The sequence below is a fragment of the Streptosporangium sp. NPDC000239 genome (assembly GCF_040300765.1).
Taxonomy (GTDB): Bacteria; Actinomycetota; Actinomycetes; order Streptosporangiales; family Streptosporangiaceae; genus Streptosporangium.
On record NZ_JBEPEI010000001.1, the window covers coordinates 593,552 to 611,547 of the forward strand.

Sequence of the window (17,996 nt, forward strand, 5' to 3'; positions counted from 1 at the left end):
ACTGGGAGCGGGCCGTCCGTTCTGGAACTCAGGCGTTCCAGGTGAAGGGGGTGTGGACGAGGGCGTTGGTGCCCGGCCCCTGGAGAGCGGGCAGCGCCGTGGCGGGAGCCAGCTCCTCGAAGCCGAACGGTGTGTGGACGAGGGCGTTGGTGCCCGGTCCCTGCAAGGCGGGCAGCGCCGCCGCGGAGGTCAGCTCCTCGAAGCCGAGATCCGTGTTCATGGTTCTCCTTTCGACGGTGAAAACGGTTGTCGTTTTCGGGGAGAACCATAGATCGCCGAATCCGGCCATCGCAAGAGGGGTAAAAGCAGCTCTTTTCCTTACTTTCGGCTTGGCTGTTGTTACTGTGGGTAATCGACACGGTGGTGAAAAGATCCCGTGAAGGCTCGTGACATGACGTTTTCGGCGGGGAGGGAACGCTTTCCGGTAGGCCGGTTTTCCCGAATATCCGACCGGATTTTCGCCCGCCCGGAAAGGCATTCCGGGCGGCCGGTTATCCGAAGGGCGGTCGGGGCGTTTCGCCAGTTCGCCACGGGCGACTCGATGGTCGCCGTGCGGTCCGGATCTCGTCTTCGGCGACGCCTCGGCCACTCGGGGGCATCGGGAAACGCGCCTTTCCCCGGCCGGGGGAATTCCCGCCTGGAAAACAGGGCCGGGGCCGTATGGGGCGGCCGGGAGATCGGCGGCGGTCGGTGTGCGGAGTCGTTCCGCGGGCAGGTCCGTCGAAGGATCTCCTCCACCGTGCGACACGTCCGCGGGGTCGCGGTCTCGGGTGGGGGCCGTCCTGGCGCTCGCGGCGATCCGGGGGTGACCGGCGCGGCGGATGGTCTTCTGCGGTCGTCGCCGAGAGCCTTGTCCCGGGGTTCCCGACGAAACCATGGAACGTTCCACATCGACGAAGGGAGACGTCATGGTGAGACACCTGCTCGCCGCCGCGATCCTGGCGGCGGCGACGATGGGCCCGGTGCCCGCGCGGGCCGGCGTTCCGGGGGGCGGCGCGGCCGAGGCCCCCTGGGGGACGATCTCCTACCGGAAGACCGGCGGTTTCGCCGGGATCCGTCAGACGCTCGTCGTCGACGGGAACGGCCTGGCCCGCGGCGGCTCGGCGGGCGCCACCAGGACCTTCAGGCTCACCCCGGCCGAGCTCGGCTCCCTGCGGCAGGGGCTGGACCGTATCAGGACGTGGTCGTCCTCCACGGCGGGCTGTGACGTCCCCGACCACTTCACCTACACCCTGGAGTACCACGGCAGGAGCGCCACCCGCTGTCACGAACCGCCCGCCGACTGGCGGCCCGCGATCGCCCGGCTCGACGAGGTGATCGCCCGGCACGTCACCGCCCCGGCCACCTCCGGAGACTGAGTCCGGGACGGCCGGTCGCGCCCCGCCGTACATGGGGCGCGACTTAGGGGTTATGGGTGGTTTGTCGCCAAGAAAAAGGGTTGTCGGAATAGCCGGTTTCTGACACAGTGCCCGCGTGCTTCCCCCCGTCGCGGCCCCTACCCGTCTGTGGACCAGGAACTTCCGCCTCTACTTCGTCGCCCGCATCGTGTCGATGCTGGGCGACGCGATGTTCCCGGTCGCCCTCTCGGTCGCGATGCTCTCCCTCGGCTACGGGGTGAGCGGTGCGGGGTTCGCACTGGCCGCCTGGATGGGGGCCTTCGCCCTCTTCGTGGTGTTCGGCGGAGTGCTGGCGGACCGGTTCCACCCCCGCCCGCTGATGATCGGCTCGGACGCGGCCCGGTTTCTGATCCAGGGCTCGCTCGCGCTCTATCTGGGGCTCGGCCATCCGCCGGTGTGGTTCGTCATCGTCACCTCGGTGCTCGGCGGGATGGCGACCGCGATGTTCCAGCCGGGCGTCTCCAGCCTGGTGCCGCAGGTCGCCGCAGACCCGCAGCAGGCCAACGGGGTGCTGAAGGTGAGCGAGGGCCTGTCCACGATGGCCGGTCCCGCCATCGCCGGAACGCTCCTGGCCGTGACCTCGGCGGGCTGGGTGTTCGCCATCGACGCCGCGACCTTCGCCGTCAGCGGGATCTGCCTGGTGGCGCTGCGGCTGCCCGCCTTCGAGGTCGACCGGTCGGCCACGACCCTGCAGAACCTGCGCACCGGCTGGAAGGAGTTCCGCTCCCGGTCCTGGCTGTGGGGGGTCATCCTGATCTGGTGGGTGCTGGGGGTGTTCGTCTGGGGGCCGATCACCCCGCTCGGCGCGGCCTCCATCATCGCCGCGCACGGCAAGGCGGCGTTCGGCTTCGCCGAGGCCGCGTTCGGAGCGGGCTGCGTCCTCGGCGGGCTGGCCGCGCTCAGGCTGCGCCCCTCCCGTCCCCTGTTCGGCGGCGCGGTCGCCATGTTCCTCTTCCCGCTGATGCCGCTGGCGGCGGCGCTGGTCCCCTCCCTGCCGCTGCTCATGCTCGGCTACGGCGTCAGCGGCCTCGGCTGGGCGTTCTGGGGCGTCCAGTGGGCCACGACCGTGCAGACCCACATCCCCGCCGACCGCCTCAACCGGGTGGCGGCCTACGAGATCGCCGGGTCGATCCTGGCCGTCCCGTTCGGTCAGGCGATCGCCGGTCCCGCCAGCGCGCTGTTCGGCATCAGGGACATGCTGCTGACCGCCGCCGTGATCGCCCTTGGCTGCGCCGCGGCCCTCGTCGTCGCCTGGCCCATCCGCCGCCTGCCCCGCCTCGGCAAGGGGTCCTGAGAGCCGTTCAGAGCAGGTGACGGGCCAGCCCCGCGATCGGGTGCGGCCGCGCCAGCAGCTCGCGCAGGGCGTCGAGCTCGGCGCCCCAGGAGTCCCTGGGGCCGCCGAGGCCCTCGCCCGTCAGGCCCGCCTGCCGTACGGCCCGCTCCCAGATCCTGTCGTCGCCGGTGCCCGCGGCGCCTTCGAGGCCCTCCAGCGCGCTCGGCCCCCCGGCCTCGGTGACCAGCGACGACAGCAGGTGCGGCCAGTTGACGGTCAGCGCCGCGAGCTTGGCGACCTCGGCGTCGGAGGCGGGCGCCGCCCCGGCCAGCGCCCGGCGGTAGGTCAGGAACGAGTAGAACCGGAAGACGTTCACATAGCGCTTGATCTGCCGTGGGTTGGAGAACGTCAGCGCGGGCAGCACGAACTCGATCGCCCGGTAGGCGTTCTCGTCGCTGTAGAGGTCGTCGAAGACCCGGTCGGCCGCCTCGCGCGCCGCCGAGGACAGGCCGCCGACCATGTCGCGGCTCTCGACGCCCAGCCTCTCCTGCGCCAGCCTCGCCGCCTCGTCCAGGGTCGTGGCCGTGGGCCGCAGCGCCCAGATCGCCTCCTCAAGACGGCTCACCTGGACCGGGTCCGGCGGCTCCGCCGGGCCGGGCAGCGGGTCGGCGATCGGCGGGTCGGCGGGGGAGCGCGGCGGCGCGACGAACGGCGCGTCCTGCCCCTCCGCGGGGTCGGGCACGCCCAGCAGGGCCCGGACGAAGGCGGGCAGCCGGTCGGCGTCGTCGAGCAGCGGCACACTCAGCGGCAGCTGCACGATCTTCTCCAGGAACCGCCACCCCAGCCCGGCCCCGGAGGCGGGCCTCGCCTCCGTCAGGTCCCGGTAGGCGGCCTCGACGTGCGCGACCACCGCCTCGGGCTCCATCGCCAGCACGAAGACGCAGTTGGGGAACTCACCGGCGAGGAACAGGTTGATCGCCTCGATGACCTGCGCGACCGTCCCCGGCGAACACCGGTCGAGGTCGTCGACGAACACCACGAGCGGCCGTTCCTCGGTGGCGACCAGGTCGAGCACGTGCCGCATGTCCGTCTGCACCAGGTGCAGGAACCCGGTCCTGGACCGGTAGCCGGGGCCGGTCACGGCCTCGGCGAAGAGCCCGCCCGCGTCCCGGGCCAGCGGGTCCGGCCTGCGCACCAGCTCGGCGAAGGCGTTGTCGGCCGACTCGCCGAAGAACCGCGCCAGCCGTACGGCTCCCGCCCCGAGCACACCGGCCGAGCCCACGGTGCCGACGGCGGCGGCGAGGTGCCGGATCATCTCTCCGGCGGCGGGCAGCAGCGCCGAGGCCGCCAGCAGCGCGCCGGTCAGCACGAGCCCGGCGACCAGGCAGAGGGCGGGCGGCGCGAGCCGGGTCAGCGCCAGCCGGTAGGCGCGCCGCCGGACCGCCTCCCTGTCGATCCTGGCCAGGTTGAGCCGCAGCCAGAAACGCTCCCGTTCCGCCCTCGGCAGCCGCTCGGTGACCTGGCTGATGATCTCGTGGGCGAGCCCGGCCCAGACCTGCTCGCCGTTCTGGTACATCCAGGGGTTGAACCAGACGGTCGGGCGCCAGTCGGCCTGCCGTACGGGAAGGTGGCCGGGTTCCGCGCGCACCGCGCCCTCCCCGTCCTCCGCCCGGCGCCGTCCCGCGTGGGCGAGCACCTCGGCGTTGGTCGGCGTCCTGCCCGCACGGGCGCCGGGCGGGCCGATTCCCGGCAGGTGGATCCTCGCCGGGGTGTTCCCCGCGGCCCCCGGGTCCAGCAGGTCCTGGATCATCCGCATCAGGGAGGTCTTGCCCGCCCCCCACGGCCCCTTGACGCCGATGGTGAGCGGGGGCCGGGTCTCCGGGTGCCTGACGAACGCGGCCACGGCCTCCGCGTAGAGCCGGTGCCCGAGCTGGTCCTGCGTGGTCCACCGGTCGGCCGTCAGCCGGGCCCTCGGCGGTACGGCCCGCAGCCCCGCCCGTCTGCGGCGCAGCAGCGCGGAGGTCTGCGCGCGCTCGGCGGGCGTCAGCCGTGAGTAGCCGAAGGCCCGCACGTCCGGGTGGGCGAACGTGGTGTGCTCGCCGAGCAGCCCCCACCGGCCGAGCTCGGACGCGTCGCCGAAGACCTCCTCGACCGACTCGTCCTCGGCCAGCAGCGAGGCCACCCGCAGCAGCCGTCTGCCCGCCTCGCTCAGGTGCAGCTCGTAGACGCGCCTGACGACCTCGAACCCCGACGCGGGCGCCACGGCGCCGCCGAGTCCCGCGGCGGCCCGCGCGAGGGCGGCGGGGACGGCCCGGGCCGGGCCGGGACCGCCGGTCAGCGGGACGTCGGCCACGGCGCCGTAGGCGATCAGGATGGGGACGCGGGCGGCGCAGGCCGCCGCGTAGCGCTCCAGGGCGTAGGCGTGCAGCTCGCCGACGGTGATCACGCCGTCGCCGTCGAGGTCGGCGGCCCTGGTCGCCAGCCCCTCCGCGATCACGTCCGTCAGGCTCCGCGCGGGCCCCCTCGGCGCCTCGCCGACCTTCAGCGTCAGTGTCAGGGCCGCCGCGGCCATCCTGGGCTCACCGGCGACCGCGAGCCGCCGCACGGGGGAGGCCGTCTCCTCCAGGGCGCTCCAGCCGAAGTCGACGACCAGCAGCACGGCCGTGGCAAGTGACCGGCCGACCCGCCTGCCGAACGCGCCGATCATGGCTCCCAGCTGCCTGGACGTCCAGCCGCCGTCCGAGGGCAGCCGGATCAGCAGCAGGTCGTCCTCCCTGGCCGAACCCAGGAACTCCCACACCCGCTCGCCGTCCCACCGCGCGCCCCGGCCGTACTCGGCCTCGACGGCGAAGCCCTCGGCGCGCAGCGCGCCCGCCAGGCGGGCGTCGGGACGCGCGGGGGCCTCCTGAGAGGAGGGGTCCGGCGCGTCGAGAAGGACCAGGGCCCGGCGGCCGCCCTCGGCGGGAACGGCCCGGGCCGCCGGATCGGCGAACGTGAGTCCCTCGCTCAACGGTGCCCCCGCTCTGACGACGGTGTGATCTCCACTGTGAACGCCCGGGTGGCGGTGATCGGGGACATCGGGCATGAAACGCCCGGTTTTGGGAAACGCTTGCTCTCCGGTTTCCGCAAAGTTTGAGCGGGGGGAGTCGCCCTGTTCACGTGGGTCCGATCGACTGGCCGTCTACCGTGAAGGTGACGAGGAGGAGCGATGCTTCGCCGTACGTTCGTGCGCACCGGGGAGCCCGCGCCGGGAACGGCCTTCGCGGGACCTCTGCGGTGGGGCGCCGCCGGCGCGGACGCCTCCCGCGGCGGCCTGGCCGTGCTGTCCGGCCCGTACGGCCCGCCGGGGCCCCCGGACGCCAACGGGGTCGTGCTGCCCGAGGGCTTCTCCAGCCGGGTCGTCGCCCGCACCGGCCACCGGGTCGGCGGGGTGCTCTGGCACCCGGCCCCCGGCGACGGCGCCTGCTTCCCCGACGGGGACGGCTGGGTCTACGTGTCCAACTCGGAGATCCCGCTGCTCGGCGGCGCGACCGCCATCAGGTTCCGGCCCGACGGGAGCGTGCACGGCGCCTACCGTGTGCTGTCGGGGACCGACCTCAACCGCGCCGGGGCCGCGACCCCGTGGAAGACCTGGCTCTCGTGCGAGGAGACCGCGCGCGGGCAGGTCTTCGAGTGCGACCCGTACGGCGTGCGCGCCGCGATGCCGCGCCTGGCCATGGGCCGCTTCAGGCACGCGGGAGCGGCCTGCGACCCGGTCAACCGGGTGGTCTACCTGACGGAGGACGAACCGGACGGCTGCCTCTACCGGTTCGTCCCCGCCTGCTGGGGAGACCTGACGACCGGCAGGCTGGAGGTGCTCTGCGTCCTGCCGGGCGACGGTTCGACGGCCTGGCGGCGGGTGCCCAACCCCGCCGCGCTGCTTGAGGCGACCCGCCACCAGGTGGACACGGCCCACAGGTTCCAGGGGGGAGGCGCCTGCCACTACTCGGCCGGGGTGTGCCTGTTCACCAGCGGCGACGACGGACGGGTCTGGGCCTACGACACCCTGCGGGAACGGCTCGAAACCGTCGAGACCGCGGAGGCCGGGGACCTCATGGAACTCGTCCTGGCCGGTCCCGGGCGGACGGCCGCCCCCTTCCTGCGGGTCGAGGGGCACCCCGGCTCGGAGATCACCGGCCCCGCCCTCTCCCCGGACGGCGCCCGCCTGTACTTCTCCTCCCAGCGCGGCCGCCGGGACGACGCCGCGGGCACCGACGGCGTCACCTACGAGATCACCGGCCCCTTCCCCCGCTGACGGCCCGGTGGAACCGTACCGTCGCCTCCTTCCCCGTGGATGCCCGGATTCCCTCCATAAAATACCTATCAAAATAGAAGGAATTAATACGGGAAGGGGCCGGCTAAAGGTCCATGACCCAGGTCTCCTCGACGACGCCACCCATGGTGTGCTCCTCGACCCGCTCGAAGCCCGCCGTGCGGTAGATCCGCCGGGCGTCGGTCAGCACGTCCCTGGTGCACAGCATGATCCGCCGGTAGCCCGCCTCGCCCGCGAAGCGCAGGCACTCGTCGACGAGCCGCCCGCCGATGCCCATCCCCCTGGCGGAGGGCTCGACGAGCAGCAGCCTGAGCTGGGCCGTCTCGTCGTCCCTGCGGACGCAGAAGACGCAGCCGACCCGGTCGCCGTCGACCTCCGCGATCCACGAGGCCTCCCGCCTCGGGTCGTACTTCTCCGCGTAGTCGGCCACGAGCCTGGCGACTCTGGCCTCGAAGCACAGGCCCCAGCCGAACTCCTGGCTGTAGAGCACCCCGTGCCGCTGCACGACCCAGCCCAGATCCCCCGGCCGGGGCGGACGGATGACGTACGGCGCCGCGCTCCTGTTCCTGGAGAGGATCTCCCTGATCGTCGTCATGCTCGCGGCGAGCCGGTCGCGCTCCTCCCCGGTCAGTCCTTCGAGCAGGTCCCGGACCTGCGCGGCCGAACGCTCGTCGACGTTCGTGAACGCGATCCTGCCCGCCTCGGTCAGCGCGACGATCTGCCGCCTGGCGTCGGCGGGCGAGCGCTCACGGGTGACCAGCCCGTCGGTCTCGAAGCGCCCCAGCATCCGGCTGAGGTAGCCGGAGTCGAGTTCGAGCAGCCGCCGCAGCTCGCCGGTCTCCATGCGGTCCCGCAGGTTGAGCTCGCACAGGACCCTCACCTCCGTGAGGGAGTAGGGGGTGTTGACCATGTCCCGGTGGAGAGCGCCGATGACCTCGTTGTAGAAGTGGTTGAACGCGCGTATCCGCGCGACGAGGTTCTCCATGGTTGACACGATCAACTTTCCCGTTGTCCAGGTCAATGAAGGCCCCCGCGAGGGGCATGGAGCCACGAGCGGGACAGGGGATCGCATCCGGGAAAAGCCGGGTGCCCAGGGGCCGAGTCGCTGCGCTAAGTTCGCAGACTGGCCGAGAACGGTTGAAGATTTCGGGCGGCCCGGGCCGCCCGACCCAGTGACGGGAGCATGATGGCTGAGGTCGCGTACATCGGCGGATACACCCCCGACACCGGGGGATCGGGCACGGGGATCACCGTGGTCGAACTGGGCAGTCTCACCAGGCTCGGCACCACGCCCGCCAGCGGGCCCTCCTTCCTCGCGGTCCACCCCCGCCTCCCGATCCTGTACACCGTCGGGGAGAGCGAGCGCGGCACCGTCGGCGTCTACGCCCTCGGCGAGGGCGCCCCCACGCCCCTCGGGCAGCGGCCGAGCGGCGGCTCCTTCCCCTGCCACCTGTCCGTCGACCCGTCGGGGAGGCTGCTCGCGGTGGCCAACTACGGCGACGGCACGGTGAGCGTGCACCGCGTCGGGGCCGCGGGCCTGCTGACCGAGCTGTGCTCCTTCCCCTACCGGGACGGCTCCCACGCCCACCAGACGGTCTTCGGCGCCGACGGCGTCCTCTACGTGCCCGATCTGGGCGCCGACGAGGTGCGCCGCTACCTCACCGACCCGGACGACGACAGGGTCGTCCCCCACCCCGACGGCCCGGTACGGCTCGCGCCGGGCATGGGTCCCCGGCACATGACCCGTTTCGCGGACCACTGGTACGTGGCAGGGGAGCTCGACGGCACGGTCCGTGTCTACGACGACGCCTGGAACGAGGTGGCCGCGGCCCCGTCCAGCTCGGCGCCGGGTACGAACTATCCCTCCCACCTTGAGGTCTCCGGCGGGTTCCTCTACGTCGCCAACCGGGGCCCGGACACGGTCTCCGTCCTGTCCCCGCACACCCTGGAGCCGGTCGCCGAGGTCGCCTGCGGCGGGTCGTGGCCCAGGCACTTCGCCATCGCCGACAACCGGATGTACGTGGCCAACCAGCGTTCCGACGGCGTCGCCGTGCTGGTGCTCAAGGACGGCGTCCCGCAGTCCGACCCCGTGGTGTTCGCCACCGGGACCCCCGCGTGCGTGCTCACCCTGCCCTGAAAGTCGCCCTGAAAGTCGCCCTGAGACCGTCCTGAGGGGCCCTGGAACGTCCTGGGGCGTGTGCGGACCAAGATCCGGCCAAGTCCCCGGACGATCACGGACAGGCCTCCCCGGTGGGGAGGGTTCCCGTGATCATGCTGGATGTCATGTTCCGAGCGTTCACTCATCTGACGGTCACACTGGCTGTGATCACCACGGTCGCGGCGGTCGCCGGGTGCGCCCCGGCGACCGGCACCGTGTCTGGCACTGTGTCCGGCACTGTGACCATGGCCCCTGATCTCCCCGGCGCCCCGGCCGGTGGCGGGGCGCTGCCCGTGAAGGGCTCACCCGCGGCGGCCGGGGCGGCCCTGGAGGGCACGGAGCCCCCGGCGACGGCGACAGCGACGGCGACGGCGACGGAGCCGAACCCGACCGTGGCCGAGAACGCCAAGCCGGGCGACCCGCTCTGGCAGGCCACCCCCAGGGGCGGCGAGCACGAGATCGAGGGCTACGCCGACAAGGTGAGCGTGCTGCCCGGCCAGACCTTCCGGCTGCGCGTGTCCACCACGGCCGCCCACTACACCGCGACCGCCTTCAGGATGGGCTGGTACGGCGGCGCCGGGGCCAGGAGGGTCTGGCGGTCGGACAAGCTGCCGGGGACGGTCCAGGAGCCCGCCAGGACGATCCCCGGGACCCGCACGGTCACCGCGGCCCACTGGAGGCCCGGCCCGGTCGTCGACACCGCGGACTGGCCGGAGGGCTCCTACCTGATCCGCCTTGAGGCCTCGACCGGCGGCAGGCGGTTCGTCCCGATCACGGTGCGGTCGGCCTCGACCGAGGGACGCCTGGTCGTCGTCAACGGCGTCACCACCTGGCAGGCCTACAACCTCTGGGGCGGGCGCAGCCTCTACCAGGGGCCGGGCGGCTTCGAGGACAGGTCGACGGCCGTCAGCTTCGACCGTCCCTACGACACCTCGGGCGCCAGGCTGTTCCTCGACATGGAGCGCCCCGCGATCGAGGTGGCCGAGCACAGCGGAGCCCCGCTGGCCTACATCACCAGCCTCGAACTGGAGGACGACCCGCACATCCTCGACGGGGCCAGGGGGCTGGTCTCCCTCGGGCACGACGAGTACTGGTCGGCCGGCATGCGCCGTACGGTCGAGGACGCGCGGGACCAGGGCGTCAACCTCGCCTTCCTCGGCGCGAACGCCGTCTACTGGCGCATTCGCTTCGCCTCGACGCCGCTCGGCCCCAACCGCCTGGTCATCTGCCACAAGGACGGCAGGGTCGACCCGACCACCGACCGCTGGCGGGTGACCGAGCCGGAGAGCTCACTGACCGGCCCGATGTACACCTGCTTCCCGGCGGAGGCCACCTACGTGGTCCACACCCCCGACAGCTGGGTCTTCGAGGGGACCGGCGTACGGCGCGGCACCTCCTTCCCCGGCCTGGCGGGGGTGGAGACCGACGAGGTGCTGCCCACGATGCCGCTGCCGCGCCCGATGGAGGTCCTGTCCGTCTCCCCGGTCGACTGCAGCGGCAGGCCGACGACGGCGCACAGCGCCTACTACACCGCGCCGAGCGGCGCGGGCGTGTTCAGCACGGGCACGATGCGCTGGGTCTGCGCGATGCGCGGCTCCGCCTGCGGCCACGGCGTCACCGACCGGGCCGGGGCCTTCGTCCGCGCCGCGACGACGAACGTGCTGCGGGCCTTCGCCGAGGGCCCGGCGGCCCTCAGGCACCCGGCCAGGGACAACCTCGCCGCGCTCGGCCTGAACCCGGTACGGAGGGCCGGGGACCAGGTCCGGGACCGCGCCCGCGACGCCGCGAAGAACCGCGTGCCGATGAGCCGCTGGAAGCGCCACCGGGCCGGGCACCGCCCCGCCGCGCGCGGCGCCCGGCACGACCGGCACCGGTTCACACCCAGGAACGGGCACGGCCGACGGCCTTGAGCCAGCGGGCGTAGGCCGCCTCGGCGGCCTCGTGAGCCTTCTCGTCCCGCCCGGCGGGCTCGAAGCGCCGGTCCAGGGTCCACGTCTCGCGCAGCTCGTCCGCGCAGGACCAGACACCGGTGCCGAGCCCGGCCAGGAAGGCCGCCCCGAGCGCGGTGGTCTCCTGGACCGCGGGCCGTTCGACCGGCACACCGAGCTGGGCGGCCTGCGTCTCCATGAGCAGGTCGTTGCCGCTGGCCCCGCCGTCGGCCTTCAACGAGGGCATCAGCAGGCCCGCCGAGCCCGTCATGACCTCGACGACGTCGCGCACCTCGAACGCGATCGCCTCAAGCGTCGCCCTGGCCAGGTGGGCGGCGGTCGTGCCCCGGGTGAGGCCGAGGATCGCGCCCCGGGCGTCCGGGTCCCAGTACGGCGCGCCGAGCCCGGTCAGCGCGGGCACGAAGACCACGCCGCCGCTGTCGGGGACCGTACGGGCCAGCGCCTCCGACTCCGGCGCGTGGCCGATCAGCCCGAGCCCGTCGCGGAGCCACTGCACGGCGGCTCCGGTGACGAAGATCGAACCCTCCAGGGCGTAGGTGATCTCACCGGAGGGCGACTGCCACGCCACGGTCGTCAGCAGCCCCCCGCCCGGCCGTACCGGCTTGGAGCCGGTGTTGATCAGCACGAACGACCCCGTGCCGTAGGTGCACTTGACGTCGCCGGGGGAGAAGCACGCCTGACCGAACAGCGCCGCCTGCTGGTCGCCCGCCATGCCGCCGATCGGCAGGCGGAGACCGAGGAAGGAGTCCGGGTCGGTCACACCGATCACCCCGTGGTTGGGGACGATCTCCGGCAGGGCCTCGCGCGGCACCCCGAAGAACCCGCACAGCTCCGCCGACCACCCGCCGGCCTCCAGGTCGTACAGCAGCGTGCGGGAGGCGTTGGAGGCGTCGGTCACGTGCCGGGCGCCGCCGGTCAGCCGCGCGACCAGATAGGAGTCGACGGTGCCGACGACGGCCTCGCCGGACAGCACCCGCGCCCAGGAGCGGGGGTCGTTCTCGGCGATCCAGGTGAGCTTGGTCGCGGTGAAGTACGGGTCGAGCCGAAGCCCGGTCAACGCGCTGACGCGGGGCTCGTGCCCGGCCTGGCGCAGCCGCGCGCAGATCCCCGCGCTGCGGCGGTCCTGCCAGACGATCGCCGGGCGTGGCGCGGCGAGGGTGTCCGAATCCCACACCACCGCGGTCTCGCGCTGGTTGGTGATCCCCACACATGTCGGCCTCGTGCCCGTCCTCTCCAACGCCATACCACAGGCCGCCAGGGTCGCCCGCCAGATTTCCCCGGGATCGTGTTCGACCCATCCCGGTTCTGGGAAGTACTGAGGGAACTCCTGGTAGCCGCGGGAGTCGACCCGGCCGTCCTCGGTCACGACCAGCGCGGTGACCCCGGTCGTCCCGGCGTCGATGGCGAGAACCGACATATGAGGGACTCCTTCGATTTGGTCTAGACCATTGGCGTGTCGGCAGGCAGAATGCGTTGCGTCGGCGTCCGAAAATCCCTCGACCGCCGGCCGCGTCACCCCATTTAAGTCTGGCCGTCTTGCCTCGGAACCACCACCGGAGGATGCCATGCGTATTGGAGTGCTTACCGGGGGCGGCGACTGCCCCGGCCTCAACGCCGTTATCCGCGCCGCAGTGCGCAAGGGCGTGAGTGTCTACGGTCACGAGTTCGTCGGTTTCCGTGACGGGTGGCGAGGGCCGCTCGAAGGCGAGACCATGCCGTTGGACGTCCAGGCGGTCCGTGGCATCCTGCCACGCGGCGGGACGATCCTCGGCTCGTCGCGGACCAACCCGATCAAGATCGACGGCGGTGTCGAGCGAATCAAGGACAACCTCGCCGCCACCGGGGTCGACGCGCTCATCGCCATCGGCGGCGAGGACACCCTCGGCGTCGCCAAGCAGCTCTTCGACAAGGACGTCAACGTCGTCGGAGTGCCCAAGACCATCGACAACGACCTCAACGCGACCGACTACACCTTCGGCTTCGACACCGCGGTCAACATCGCGACCGAGGCGATCGACCGGCTGCACACCACCGCCGAGTCCCATCACCGTGCCCTGATCTGTGAGGTCATGGGCCGTCACGCGGGCTGGATCGCCCTGCACGCGGGCATGGCGGGCGGGGCGAACGTCATCCTCATCCCGGAGAAGCCCTTCGACATCGACCGGGTCTGCGCCTATGTGGAGTCACGCTTCAAGACCCGTTACGCGCCGATCATCGTGGTCGCGGAGGGCGCGCACCCGATCGAGGGGCAGATGACCCTGCAGGCGAACGAACTCGACTCCTTCGGGCACGTCCGCCTCGGCGGCATCGGCGAGATGCTCGCCAAGGAGATCGAGAAGCGCACCGGCAAGGAGGCCAGGACCACGGTCCTCGGGCACATCCAGCGCGGCGGCACACCCACGGCCTTCGACCGGGTGCTGGCCACCCGGTTCGGGCTGCACGCCATCGACGCGGTGCACGAGGGGCGCTTCGGGACCATGGTCGCGCTGCGCGGCACGGACGTGGTCACCGTCGGCCTCGACGAGGCGACCAGAGAGCTGAAGACCGTGCCGGTCAGCCGTTACGAGGAGGCCGAGGTCTTCTTCGGCTGACGGGCCGGGAAACCGGCGGGATCGACGGGCGGCGCACCGGTGACGGGGCGCCGCCCACGCCTTGTATCGGCCTGCAAACGTTCTGCAACCCCCCGGGCATACCGTCGGGCCGCGGATGCGCGACGATCCGCTACCTCTCCATGTACGGCTTGCGCCTCAGCAGCGGCCCGTCCGGGCGCAAGCCGTACATCACCTGTCCTGGGCGTCGAACAGGGAGGGACGTCGCTGCTCGGCGGGGGCGTTCTGCCCGGTGTTCTGCACGGTGTTCTGCGCGGCGGGGGCGCTCGCCGCGGCCGCGGTCGCGGCGTGACGCGCGGTGGTGCGGCGGTTCTCCAGCTGGGCCAGCAGTTCGGCGTCCGTACGCATCTCCTGCTCGGAGGGCGCCAGGATGACGGCGAGCAGCAGGCCCAGCGTCAGCAGGCTGACCGCTCCCAGGACCGGCAGCATGAAGTCGATGCCGCGCGCGCCGTCGACGGGCGTCAGGGAGATGCGGGGGCGCACCTCCATCGCGAACATCCCGACGTAGTGCATGCCGCACACCGCGACACCCATGATGAGGGCCGCGCCCGCGGTGGCGAGCGTCCCGTCCGTCTTGACGCTGAACCAGAGCGCCACGGTCGAGGCGACCATGGCGATGACGACCGACAGGGCGATCAGCGTCACGTCGTAGTAGACGGTCGCCGACATGTTCATCGCGGACACGCCGAGATAGTGCATCCCGGCCACGCCGACTCCGGTGACCATGCCGCTGACCACCAGCCGGGACGCGCTGTAGTTCTTCGAGGAGACCAGGAAGAGCCCGCCGCCGACGATGACGACCGCCAGGAGCATGGAGACGCTCGTCAGGAGCACGTCGTAGCGGATGGGGTTGCCGCCGACCGTGAAGCCCATCATGGCGACGAAGTGCATGACCCAGATGCCGGTGCCCCCGATGGAGAGGGCTCCTCCGACCAGCCAGCGCGCCCGCGCGGGCCCGGTCGCGGCCCGTGCCTTGGCGGTGAGCGCCAGGCCCAGCATGCACCCGATGGTCGAGACGATATAGGCCGCGATGGGGGTGACCAGGCCATATGAGAAGTGGTCTACGTGGGACATGTTCCAATTTCTGAGTCAGTGGGTGATTTGTTGGATTATGGCAGTTGTTGGTCGTTGTGCGTAAAAGAGGGGGTTTCGCGGAAGAGAAGGGAGGGTTGCGGGTGGCGATAAGGTCCAGGAGTGACGGGGATCGAGGGTCCGTTCTGGCGGGTCATCGCGGTCTTCCGCGTCGCCTCCCTGGTCTACGCGGTCCTGTTGCTGCTGCGCGCGGGCGGATACGCCCACCCGGTGACCGGCTGGCTGGTGATCTGCGTCATGGCGCTGTGGAGCGCGGTGGCGACCTTCGCCTACTCCTCACCCGAACTGCGCGGCCGTACGCTGCTGGCCGCCGACATGGTCGTGACGCTCGGCTGCCTGCTGGCCACCCCGCTGGTCCAGGGCGCCTACCGGACGGGCAGCCTGCCGGTGACCGGCACCTGGATGGGCGGCGCCGTACTGGCCTGGGGCGTGTACGGCGGGCGCCGCGCCGGGGCGGTCGCGGCCCTGGTCGTCTCAGTGGCCGACCTGTGGCTGCACGACCTGCGCGGATCCGGTGTCGGCTTCGAGAACCTGCCGATCAACGGCAGCGTGCTGCTCTTCCTCGCCGGGGTCCTGGTGGGGCACGTCGCCCAGCTCGCCAGGAGGGCCGAGGCGCGCCTGCAACGGGCCATCGAGATCGAGGCCGCGGGGCGCGAACGGGACAGGATCGCCAGGGACATCCACGACTCGGTGCTGCAGGTGCTGGCGCTGGTCCAGCGCAGGGGCCAGGAGATCGGCGGGGAGGCCGCCGAGCTGGGCAGGCTCGCGGGCGAGCAGGAGGCCGCGCTGCGCGAGCTCGTCAGGCTCCGCCCCGAGCCGCCCCGCGACGGCGTCGCCGACCTGCGCGTCCTGCTCCAGGCGTACGGCTCGGCCTCGGTGACCGTCTCGGTCCCCGCGACCCCCATGTCCCTGCCCGAGACCGTCGCGAGGGAGCTGGCCGCGGCGGTCGGCGCCGCCCTGGACAACGTGGCGGGGCACTGCGGCCCGCACGCCCCCGCCTGGGTCTTCGCCGAGAGTGACGACGGCCTGATCACCGTCACGGTCAGGGACGAGGGGCCGGGCATCCCCGCCGGACGCCTTGAGGAGGCCGCCGCGGCCGGGCGGCTCGGCGTCGCCCAGTCCATCAGGGGCCGCGTCACCGATTTGGGCGGCACGGTCACGATCATGTCGTCCCCCGGCGAGGGGACGGAGATCGAGATGTCCGTCCCCGTCCGGTCTAGGCTTGGCGGATGCGCGTGATGGTGGTTGACGACCACCCGATGTGGCGGGACGGCGTGGCCAGGGACCTCACCGAGGCGGGATACGAGGTCGTGGCGACGGTCGGCGAGGGCGCTCAGGCGCTCAGGGCCGCGGCCGCGGTCAGGCCCGAACTGGTCGTCCTCGACCTGCGGCTGCCGGACCTGTCCGGGGTCGAGGTGGCCAGGCGGCTGGCGGCGCACGACCCCCAGCCCCGCATCCTGGTGCTGTCGGCCAGCGGCGAGCAGGAGGACGTGCTTGAGGCGGTCAAGGCGGGAGCCTCCGGATACCTGCTCAAGTCGGCGAGCAGGCAGGAGTTCCTCGACGCGGTCAGCCGTACCGCGCAGGGCGACGCGGTCTTCACCCCGGGCCTGGCCGGGCTCGTGCTGGGGGAGTACCGCAGGCTGGCCGCCCAGCCGGTCCCCGCGGACGGCCCCCGGCTGACCGAGCGGGAGACGCAGGTGCTCCGCCTGGTCGCCAAGGGACTGTCCTACCGGCAGATCGCCGAGCGTCTGGTCCTGTCGCACAGGACCGTGCAGAACCACGTCCAGAACACCCTGAACAAGCTCCAGCTGCACAACCGGGCCCAGCTGATCCGTTACGCCATCGAGAGGGGGCTCGACGGTCCCGGGGGCGACTAAAGTGAGTTGTCTTTATCAGGTAACGCGCGACACTTGGCGTTGTGGCGCGGTCCTGAGGGCTCCCGCCGCGTGACGGCGGTGCCGTGCGCCCCTTTTCCCCTCGAAGTTCCACCGGAGGTTACGCCATGACGATGTCGGCCTTGGGCGAGCCCTGCGTTCTGCTCAAACTGGGCGAGGTCGTCCTCAAGGGAAACAACCGTGAGCTCTTCGAACGCACCCTGCAGTCCAACATCAAGGCCTCCGTCAAGGACCTGGACTTCAAGGTCGATCTGCGGCAGCGTCACGGAGTCATCGCGCTCTTCCTGCCGGAGGGCTCGGGGGTCGAACGGGCCGACGCGGTCGCCGAGCGCGTCGGGAACGTGCCCGGCCTGGTCTGGATCCACCGCGCGTGGCGGGTCGCCAAGGACCCCTCTGCGGTCACCAAGGCGGCGATCGAACTGCTCGCCGACCGGGAGGACGTCCGGCGGGGCGTCTCCTTCGCGGTCCGCTCACGCCGTCGCGACAAGCGCTTCCCGCTGACCTCGATGCAGCTCGACCGGACCGTGGGCGGCGAGCTCAACGACATCTACGGCCTGCCGGTCGACCTGAAGAACCCGCAGCTCGTGGTCTCCATCGAGGTCGACCGTGACGAGGTCTTCGTCTTCACCGGCGGGCAGCCGGGCCAGGGCGGGCTGCCGGTCGGCACCAGCGGCAGGGGCCTGGTGCTGATGTCCGGCGGCATCGACTCCCCGGTCGCGGCCTACCGGATGATGCGCCGGGGCCTGCGAGTGGACTTCCTGCACTTCTCCGGCATCCCGTTCACCACCTCGGAGTCGATCTACAAGGCGTACGCCCTGGCCAGGGCGCTGGACAAGTTCCAGGGCAGGTCCCGCCTGTGGGTCGTCCCCTTCGGCAAGGCCCAGCAGTCCATCAAGGCCTCGGGCCAGGAGCGGCTGGCGGTCATCTCCCAGCGGCGCCTGATGCTCAAGACCGCGGAGGAGGTCGCCCGCCGCCTCAGGGCCGGGGCGCTGGTCACCGGCGACTCGCTGGGGCAGGTCTCCTCCCAGACGCTGCAGAACATCACCGCCCAGGACGACGCGGTCGACATGCCGATCCTGCGCCCGCTCATCGGCCTCGACAAGACGGAGATCATGGCGGAGGCCCGCCGCATCGGCACCCTGCAGATCTCCGAGCTGCCCGACGAGGACTGCTGCACGCTCCTGGCGCCCCGCAGGGCGGAGACCGCCGCCAAGATCGCCGATCTGAAGCAGATCGAGCGACGCCTGGACGCCGAGGAGCTCGCCGTGCAGCTGGCCGGTTCCCTGCAGGAGTACAAGCTGCAGGTGTGAG

General features: G+C 72.0%; 14 protein-coding genes. 9 read left to right on the forward strand and 5 right to left on the reverse strand.

The genetic code is table 11. The features are described from left to right. Positions 1-28: 28 nt before the first annotated feature. Complete coding sequence (locus ABT340_RS02740; RefSeq protein ID WP_352008903.1) at positions 29-220, reverse strand: streptamidine-related RiPP repeat protein; 192 nt, start codon at positions 218-220, stop codon at positions 29-31. A gap of 688 nt (positions 221-908) precedes the next feature. Between ABT340_RS02740 and ABT340_RS02745 the strand changes: the two genes are divergently transcribed. Both ABT340_RS02745 and ABT340_RS02750 read left to right on the forward strand, forming a co-directional pair. After that, positions 909-1,358 (forward strand): hypothetical protein, encoded by a 450-nt coding sequence (locus ABT340_RS02745; protein WP_352008904.1) that lies wholly within the window; start codon positions 909-911, stop codon positions 1,356-1,358. A 115-nt stretch (positions 1,359-1,473) separates the two neighbouring features. Beyond that, positions 1,474-2,691 (forward strand): MFS transporter, encoded by a 1,218-nt coding sequence (locus tag ABT340_RS02750; protein ID WP_352008905.1) that lies wholly within the window; start codon positions 1,474-1,476, stop codon positions 2,689-2,691. Positions 2,692-2,698: 7 nt separating this feature from the next. Here the strand turns inward: ABT340_RS02750 and ABT340_RS02755 are convergent, their stop codons facing one another. Continuing rightward, positions 2,699-5,680: a KAP family P-loop NTPase fold protein gene (locus ABT340_RS02755; protein ID WP_352008906.1), complete on the reverse strand. Its 2,982-nt coding sequence runs from the start codon at positions 5,678-5,680 to the stop codon at positions 2,699-2,701. A 198-nt stretch (positions 5,681-5,878) separates the two neighbouring features. On the opposite strand from ABT340_RS02755, the gene ABT340_RS02760 reads away from it, so the two are divergent. Continuing rightward, on the forward strand, positions 5,879-6,964 hold the full coding sequence (locus ABT340_RS02760) for an alkaline phosphatase PhoX (protein WP_352008907.1): 1,086 nt from the start codon (positions 5,879-5,881) through the stop codon (positions 6,962-6,964). Positions 6,965-7,067: 103 nt separating this feature from the next. On the opposite strand, the gene ABT340_RS02765 is transcribed toward ABT340_RS02760, so the two are convergent. Then, entirely contained in the window at positions 7,068-7,967 is a 900-nt protein-coding gene (locus ABT340_RS02765; RefSeq protein WP_352008908.1) for a bifunctional helix-turn-helix transcriptional regulator/GNAT family N-acetyltransferase, read from the reverse strand. A 201-nt stretch (positions 7,968-8,168) separates the two neighbouring features. On the opposite strand from ABT340_RS02765, the gene ABT340_RS02770 reads away from it, so the two are divergent. Then, positions 8,169-9,119 carry a lactonase family protein gene (locus ABT340_RS02770; RefSeq protein ID WP_352008909.1) on the forward strand — a complete coding sequence of 317 codons (951 nt, stop codon included), beginning with the start codon at positions 8,169-8,171 and terminating at the stop codon, positions 9,117-9,119. 146 nt (positions 9,120-9,265) lie between these two features. Then, positions 9,266-11,050 carry a N,N-dimethylformamidase beta subunit family domain-containing protein gene (locus ABT340_RS02775; protein ID WP_352008910.1) on the forward strand — a complete coding sequence of 595 codons (1,785 nt, stop codon included), beginning with the start codon at positions 9,266-9,268 and terminating at the stop codon, positions 11,048-11,050. Here ABT340_RS02775 and glpK read toward each other — a convergent pair. Continuing rightward, positions 11,016-12,506, reverse strand: coding sequence for a glycerol kinase GlpK (gene glpK / locus ABT340_RS02780; RefSeq protein ID WP_352008911.1), 1,491 nt, complete (start codon positions 12,504-12,506; stop codon positions 11,016-11,018). The genes ABT340_RS02775 and glpK overlap by 35 nt on opposite strands. 148 nt (positions 12,507-12,654) lie before the next feature. Between glpK and ABT340_RS02785 the strand changes: the two genes are divergently transcribed. Beyond that, positions 12,655-13,680: a 6-phosphofructokinase gene (locus tag ABT340_RS02785; RefSeq protein ID WP_352008912.1), complete on the forward strand. Its 1,026-nt coding sequence runs from the start codon at positions 12,655-12,657 to the stop codon at positions 13,678-13,680. Between the two features lie 189 nt (positions 13,681-13,869). Here ABT340_RS02785 and ABT340_RS02790 read toward each other — a convergent pair whose 3' ends face one another. Beyond that, positions 13,870-14,772 (reverse strand): MHYT domain-containing protein, encoded by a 903-nt coding sequence (locus ABT340_RS02790; RefSeq protein WP_352008913.1) that lies wholly within the window; start codon positions 14,770-14,772, stop codon positions 13,870-13,872. A 120-nt stretch (positions 14,773-14,892) separates the two neighbouring features. On the opposite strand from ABT340_RS02790, the gene macS reads away from it, so the two are divergent. The 3 genes from macS (at position 14,893) to thiI (ending at position 17,995) form a co-directional block, all read left to right on the forward strand. After that, positions 14,893-16,029: a MacS family sensor histidine kinase gene (gene macS / locus ABT340_RS02795; protein WP_352008914.1), complete on the forward strand. Its 1,137-nt coding sequence runs from the start codon at positions 14,893-14,895 to the stop codon at positions 16,027-16,029. Next, positions 16,029-16,667, forward strand: coding sequence for a response regulator (locus ABT340_RS02800; RefSeq protein WP_352009455.1), 639 nt, complete (start codon positions 16,029-16,031; stop codon positions 16,665-16,667). The genes macS and ABT340_RS02800 overlap by 1 nt, the downstream gene beginning before the upstream one ends. 125 nt (positions 16,668-16,792) lie before the next feature. Beyond that, complete coding sequence (thiI, locus tag ABT340_RS02805; RefSeq protein WP_352008915.1) at positions 16,793-17,995, forward strand: tRNA uracil 4-sulfurtransferase ThiI; 1,203 nt, start codon at positions 16,793-16,795, stop codon at positions 17,993-17,995. The last annotated feature ends 1 nt before the right edge of the window (position 17,996 follow it).

Bases quoted from the DNA above. Each gene is read 5' to 3' on its own strand.
- ABT340_RS02765 (WP_352008908.1), bottom strand. From the start codon at position 7,967: ATGGAGAACCTCGTCGCGCGGATACGCGCGTTCAACCACTTCTACAAC.
- ABT340_RS02745 (WP_352008904.1), top strand. From the start codon at position 909: ATGGTGAGACACCTGCTCGCCGCCGCGATCCTGGCGGCGGCGACGATG.
- ABT340_RS02790 (WP_352008913.1), bottom strand. From the start codon at position 14,772: ATGTCCCACGTAGACCACTTCTCATATGGCCTGGTCACCCCCATCGCG.
- ABT340_RS02800 (WP_352009455.1), top strand. From the start codon at position 16,029: ATGGTGGTTGACGACCACCCGATGTGGCGGGACGGCGTGGCCAGGGAC.
- glpK (WP_352008911.1), bottom strand. From the start codon at position 12,506: ATGTCGGTTCTCGCCATCGACGCCGGGACGACCGGGGTCACCGCGCTG.
- thiI (WP_352008915.1), top strand. From the start codon at position 16,793: ATGACGATGTCGGCCTTGGGCGAGCCCTGCGTTCTGCTCAAACTGGGC.
- ABT340_RS02775 (WP_352008910.1), top strand. From the start codon at position 9,266: ATGTTCCGAGCGTTCACTCATCTGACGGTCACACTGGCTGTGATCACC.
- ABT340_RS02770 (WP_352008909.1), top strand. From the start codon at position 8,169: ATGGCTGAGGTCGCGTACATCGGCGGATACACCCCCGACACCGGGGGA.
- ABT340_RS02785 (WP_352008912.1), top strand. From the start codon at position 12,655: ATGCGTATTGGAGTGCTTACCGGGGGCGGCGACTGCCCCGGCCTCAAC.
- ABT340_RS02740 (WP_352008903.1), bottom strand. From the start codon at position 220: ATGAACACGGATCTCGGCTTCGAGGAGCTGACCTCCGCGGCGGCGCTG.
- ABT340_RS02760 (WP_352008907.1), top strand. From the start codon at position 5,879: ATGCTTCGCCGTACGTTCGTGCGCACCGGGGAGCCCGCGCCGGGAACG.